Origin of the sequence: Curtobacterium sp. 18060, assembly GCF_902706105.1 — a bacterium.
Taxonomy (GTDB): domain Bacteria; phylum Actinomycetota; class Actinomycetes; order Actinomycetales; family Microbacteriaceae; genus Curtobacterium.
On the sequence record NZ_CACSJV010000091.1, the window covers coordinates 1 to 4,698 of the forward strand.

General features: G+C 70.6%; 7 protein-coding genes. 4 read left to right on the plus strand and 3 right to left on the minus strand.

The window, feature by feature from the left end; translation table 11 throughout:
* The coding region (locus GVL05_RS19495; RefSeq protein WP_235036078.1) for an NAD(P)-binding domain-containing protein at window positions 1-218 on the minus strand (218 nt) is incomplete at its 3' end.
* A 160-nt stretch (window positions 219-378) separates the two neighbouring features.
* Here GVL05_RS19495 and GVL05_RS19500 point away from each other — a divergent pair.
* The 3 genes from GVL05_RS19500 to GVL05_RS19510 all read left to right on the plus strand — a co-directional run bounded on the left by GVL05_RS19500 (window position 379) and on the right by GVL05_RS19510 (window position 1,738).
* Complete coding sequence (locus tag GVL05_RS19500; protein WP_159574218.1) at window positions 379-918, plus strand: gluconokinase; 540 nt, start codon at window positions 379-381, stop codon at window positions 916-918.
* A 242-nt stretch (window positions 919-1,160) separates the two neighbouring features.
* Window positions 1,161-1,364: a ribbon-helix-helix protein, CopG family gene (locus tag GVL05_RS19505; RefSeq protein WP_185002705.1), complete on the plus strand. Its 204-nt coding sequence runs from the start codon at window positions 1,161-1,163 to the stop codon at window positions 1,362-1,364.
* A complete protein-coding gene (locus GVL05_RS19510; RefSeq protein WP_123340626.1) occupies window positions 1,361-1,738 on the plus strand; it encodes a type II toxin-antitoxin system death-on-curing family toxin in 378 nt (125 codons plus the stop codon). The genes GVL05_RS19505 and GVL05_RS19510 overlap by 4 nt, the downstream gene beginning before the upstream one ends.
* Before the next feature lie 39 nt (window positions 1,739-1,777).
* On the opposite strand, the gene GVL05_RS19515 is transcribed toward GVL05_RS19510, so the two are convergent.
* Complete coding sequence (locus GVL05_RS19515; protein WP_123294717.1) at window positions 1,778-2,374, minus strand: class I SAM-dependent methyltransferase; 597 nt, start codon at window positions 2,372-2,374, stop codon at window positions 1,778-1,780.
* A 77-nt stretch (window positions 2,375-2,451) separates the two neighbouring features.
* Between GVL05_RS19515 and GVL05_RS19520 the strand changes: the two genes are divergently transcribed.
* Complete coding sequence (locus tag GVL05_RS19520; protein WP_159574219.1) at window positions 2,452-3,261, plus strand: sugar phosphate isomerase/epimerase; 810 nt, start codon at window positions 2,452-2,454, stop codon at window positions 3,259-3,261.
* Here GVL05_RS19520 and uxaC read toward each other — a convergent pair.
* Window positions 3,251-4,693, minus strand: coding sequence for a glucuronate isomerase (gene uxaC / locus GVL05_RS19525; RefSeq protein WP_327785649.1), 1,443 nt, complete (start codon window positions 4,691-4,693; stop codon window positions 3,251-3,253). The two genes, GVL05_RS19520 and uxaC, sit on opposite strands and share 11 nt — an antisense overlap.
* Window positions 4,694-4,698 lie beyond the last annotated feature (5 nt).

The following is a 4,698-nucleotide window of genomic DNA, read 5'->3' on the forward strand; positions in this document are numbered from 1 at the left end:
GAGATCACGGCGTCGGTGCCCTTGCCGGCCTGCACCATGATGATCGCCGTGCGCGGCTTCGAGAGCGAGGCGACGAAGGCGTCGATGTCCTCGGACGCGATGAAGCCGGCGTCGCCGTGCTCCTTGATGAGTTCTTCGGTGCGGGCGTAGGTGCGGTTGTACACCGCGACCGTGTTGCCCTCACGCGACGCGAGGTTGCGCGCGAGGTTCGACCCCATGACGGCGAGGCCGATGACCCCGATGTTCGCCTGACCAGTGCTGTCTGCCACGTCGTCTCCTTTGTCCGGACGTGAGACCAACCTACGGTCGGCGCCCTGGGACCGCACGGGTGTTACGGCAACTGGGGACCACTGTTCACCCCGTCAATACTGTGGAGGGATGACCGACACCGCTGCCCTCCCACCCGTCCTCGTCACGGGCGTCTCCGGTTCCGGCAAGTCCACGATCGGGCAGGCGCTCGCCGACGCGCTCGCCGAGCAGGGCCAACCGACCGTGTTCGTCGACGCCGACGACCTGCACCCGGCCGCGAACAAGGAGAAGATGCGGCAGGGCGTCCCCCTCACCGACGACGACCGCTGGCCGTGGCTCGACGCCTGCGCCGCGCGGATCGCCGCCGTCGAGGCGTCCGGGAGCCGCTGCGTGATGGCCAACTCCGCCCTCAAGCGCGTCTACCGCGATCGGCTCCGGCAGTCGGCGCCGGGCCTCGTCATCGCGTTCCTGGACGGCTCGCACGACCTCATCGCCGAGCGGCAGGCGCACCGGCACCACGAGTACATGCCGTCGTCGCTGCTCGACTCCCAGTTCGCGACGCTCGAACGGCCGCAGGCCGACGAGGCCGCCGTCGACGTCTCCATCGACGGGCCGGTCGACGACACGGTGACGACGATCCTCGCGGCGCTGTCGGTCACTTCCGGCTGAGCCTCACTTCTCCACAGTGAAGTCCTCGCAAGGGATCGTCCACAACCTCTCCCAGACCTTCCCCCGGCGGAGAAGCGACCGCGCAACACTCGGATCATGACAGAACAATCCAGTGACAGGTCGCATCAAGCCGCCACGCGTCGACCCCACCATCGAGATCGACGTCGACGCCTCGAGCGAAGGGACGCCGGTCGGTGCTGCTGATCGATGACCGTGGTATCAACTGTGATACCGTCCTGCGCATGGCCATGACCCTTCGACTGGACGATGCCGAGGCGGCTGCGCTCCGAACCCGGGCCGACCTCGAAGCCCGATCGATGCAGGACATCGCGCGGGAAGCGATCCGCGAGTACATCGAGCACCACAGCCGACGTGACCTCATCGACGGGGTCCTCGACCGCGAGTTGCCGAACTTCGCCGAGGCGCTCGAGCGACTCGGACGATGATCCACCTGACGATCGACGAAGCGCTGCACATCGCTCGGCGGACGTTGGGGCCGGACTTCGTCATCCGAGATGCTGGACTCCTCGAGGCCGCGGTGGCCCGACCAGCGACCTCGGTCGGTGGACGCGACGCCTATCCGTCGTTGCTCGAGAAGGCGGCAGCGCTCGTGCACTCCGCGGTTCGGAACCATGCACTCGTCGACGGCAACAAGCGCCTGGGGTTGATGCTGCTGGTGGTGTTCCTCGGGGTCAACGGGCTTCGGTTGCGCGCGACGAACGACGAGGCGTACGAACTGATCATCGCCATCGCCGAGGGGGAGTTGGACGCGGTTGCGGACATCTCCGCGGTGCTGCAATCGCTGGTTGCTGAAGCCTGAACGACGGCTTCAGCGGATGGCACCGCCGGCTGAGGCACCTCACCGCCGCTTCGCGCGGATGGCAGCGTGCGGCCGCTGTCCCTGATCGACCCGGGCCCGGACGTCCACCACGTCGAACCCGTGGTCCTCGAGGACCTCCGCCAGCGCGCCCGTCGGCCACCGGTACGCCGTGACGACCGCGTGGTCGAAGGACTCGATCGAAGGCCCCTCGAAGAACCCGACCAGCAGGCCGCCGCCCGGCCGGAGCACCCTGCGGAACTCGGCGAAGACCTCGCCGACGCAGGACGGATCGTGGTGGATCACGGAGTACCAGGCGAGCACCCCGTCGACGCTGCCGTCGTCGAGACCGGTGGACTCGATCGCGCCCAGGCGGAAGTCGACGCCGTCGTGCGCACGTCGTGCGTGCTCGACGAAGGGTGCGACCGCGTCGATGCCGATCACTGCGTGCCCACGATCCGCCAGGTGTGCGGCCCAGTGCCCCGGCCCGCACCCTGCGTCGAGGATGCGAGCACCGGATCCCGACGCCCAGGCCTCGACCTGTGTCCGGTCCTCGTCCTGGACGGCCGACATCGATCCGAGGACCTCCGCGTACTCGCCCGCACGGTCGCCGTACGCAGCGGTGACGTCGAGGTCCATCGTCCGACCGTACCGGCGCCGGTGGCAACGGACGGCAACAGTCGCCGTCGGCACCTCGGACGAGTTGCATGGACCGCATGTCGTCCAGGGGACTCGGCGTCGTGGCCGGGGCAGAACTGACCGAGGTGGTCCGCCGCGCGGGCGCGGACCACGTGGAGCCGACGATCGCCGGCAACCTCGCGGTCCGCGACGGAACGGGGTGGCGGCGGAACGAGGTCTACGCCGGCCAGCGGTTCCCGTCCTTCGCCGTCCTGGTGCCCGGCGACCTCCCGCTGCTGACCACGGAGCTCGGGACGGTCCGGTCGTACTTCGAGTCGGTCCTGCCGATCGTGCGGTCGGTCGCGGAACCGGGCGCGACGATCGTCTTCGGGTCGGGGACCGCTCGGAACGCTCCCGACGGCATGGCGGGCGACGACGCCCTGCGCCGGTTCGGCGAGGTGGTCCGGACCGCACGCGATGTGGCCGCCGCGAACGACCTGCGCATCGTGGTGGAACCCCTGAGCCGCGCGGAGACGAACGTCCTGCACACGGTCGATGCGACGGTGACCTTCCTCGACGGTGCAGCCCTCGGCGGCGTCGGTGTCGTCGCCGACCTGTTCCACATCCGGAACGAGGGCGAGTCGTTCGAGGTCCTGCGGCGCCACGGCGACCGGATCGGGCACGTCCACCTGAGCGACCCGGACCGTCGGCCACCCGGCACGGTCGACGACGTCTGGCACGAGTTCCTCGCCGCCGTGCACGACGGCGGGTACCGGGGCGCCGTCTCGCTCGAGTGCCGGTGGGCGCTCGACGCCGAGACCGCCGAAGCCGAGATCCGTTCCGCGCTGGAACGCGTCCGCAGCGTCACAGCCCCGGCCCCGGCCACGGCCCGCACCGCTACAGCTTGAACGTCGCCCGCGGGATGTCGGACACGATCCGCCGTGCCGTGCGGACGGCGTCCTCTTCCGAGATCTCGTGCGTGACGACGAGTGACGCCAGGTACGCCGCGTCCGCTCGCCGCGCCATGTCGTGCCGCGCGGGGATGGAGCAGTACGCCCGGGTGTCGTCGATGAACCCGGAGGTCTTCGTGAACGACGCCGAGTCGGTGATCGCGGAGCGGTAGCGGCCGATCGCCGCCGGGGTGTCGATGAACCACCACGGTGCCCCGGCGTACACGGCGGGGTAGAAGCCGGCGAGCGGGCCGATCTCGCGCGAGAAGACGGTCTCGTCGACGGTGAACAGCACGAGGTGGAAGCCCGGAGCGGTGCCGAAGGAGTCCAGGAGCGGCCGCAGCGGCGTGGTGAAGGAGCCGACGGCGGGCAGGTCGTGGCCGGTGTCCGGGCCGAAGCGTTCGAGCGTCGGCGCGTGGTGGTTGCGGATGACGCCGGGGTGCAGCTGCATGACGAGGCCGTCCTCGACGCTCATCTCGGCCCAGCGGTAGAGCATGTCGTGCCGGTACGCGGTGGCGTCCGCCTCGGAGACGGACGACGGGTCGCGGAGCGCCTCGGCGTGGATTCGCTCGCGCGACGTGGCGGACAACGGCGACGATCCGGCGTCGAGCACCCCGGTGTCCGTGGCGGTCGCGCCGTGCTCGATGAAGTACTGGCGACGTGCGCGGAGTGCTGCCAACAGCCCTGCGTGGGTACCCGTGTCGATGCCGGCGGCCTCGCCGACGGACGCGACCACGGGCCTCCAGTCCGGCCGCGACGGGTCGAACACGGCGTCCGCGCGGAACGTGGGGACCACCCGGCCGGTGAACGTGGGGTCGGCGGCGAGCTGCGCGTGCGCGGCGAGGTCGTCGGCGGGGCCGTCGGTGGTGGCGAGGACCTCGATGCCGAAGGTGTCGAACAGCGCGCGCGGGCGGAAGGCGGGGGAGGCCAGCAGGCCTGCGATGTGGTCGTACTGGGCGTCGGCGTTCGCCGCCGACGGCTGCTCCGTCAGTCCGAAGACGTCGTGCAGCTCGGTCTCGAACCAGTAGCGGACGGGGGTGCCGAGGAAGTCGTCCCAGTGGTCCGCCAGGTTCCGCCAGATGGCGCGACCGGGAGGCGCGGCGTGGGTCCCCGACAGGTCGGCGCGTCCCAGCGCGGCCAGGTCCACCCCGTTCGCGTGCAGCAGGCGGAGCACGTAGTGGTCGGGCGTGATGAGCAGCGACGCGGGGTCGCTGAACGGCTGGTCGGCGGCGATGAGCGCCGCGTCGACGTGGCCGTGCGGGGAGATGATCGGTGCGTCCTTGACCGCGTCGTAGACGGTCCGTGCCACCTGGCGTGCACCGGGGTCGGCGGGGAGCAGCCGGTCGGGGTGCGGGGCGAGACGGGTGGCGGTGCTGGTCTGGGTCATCATCGACT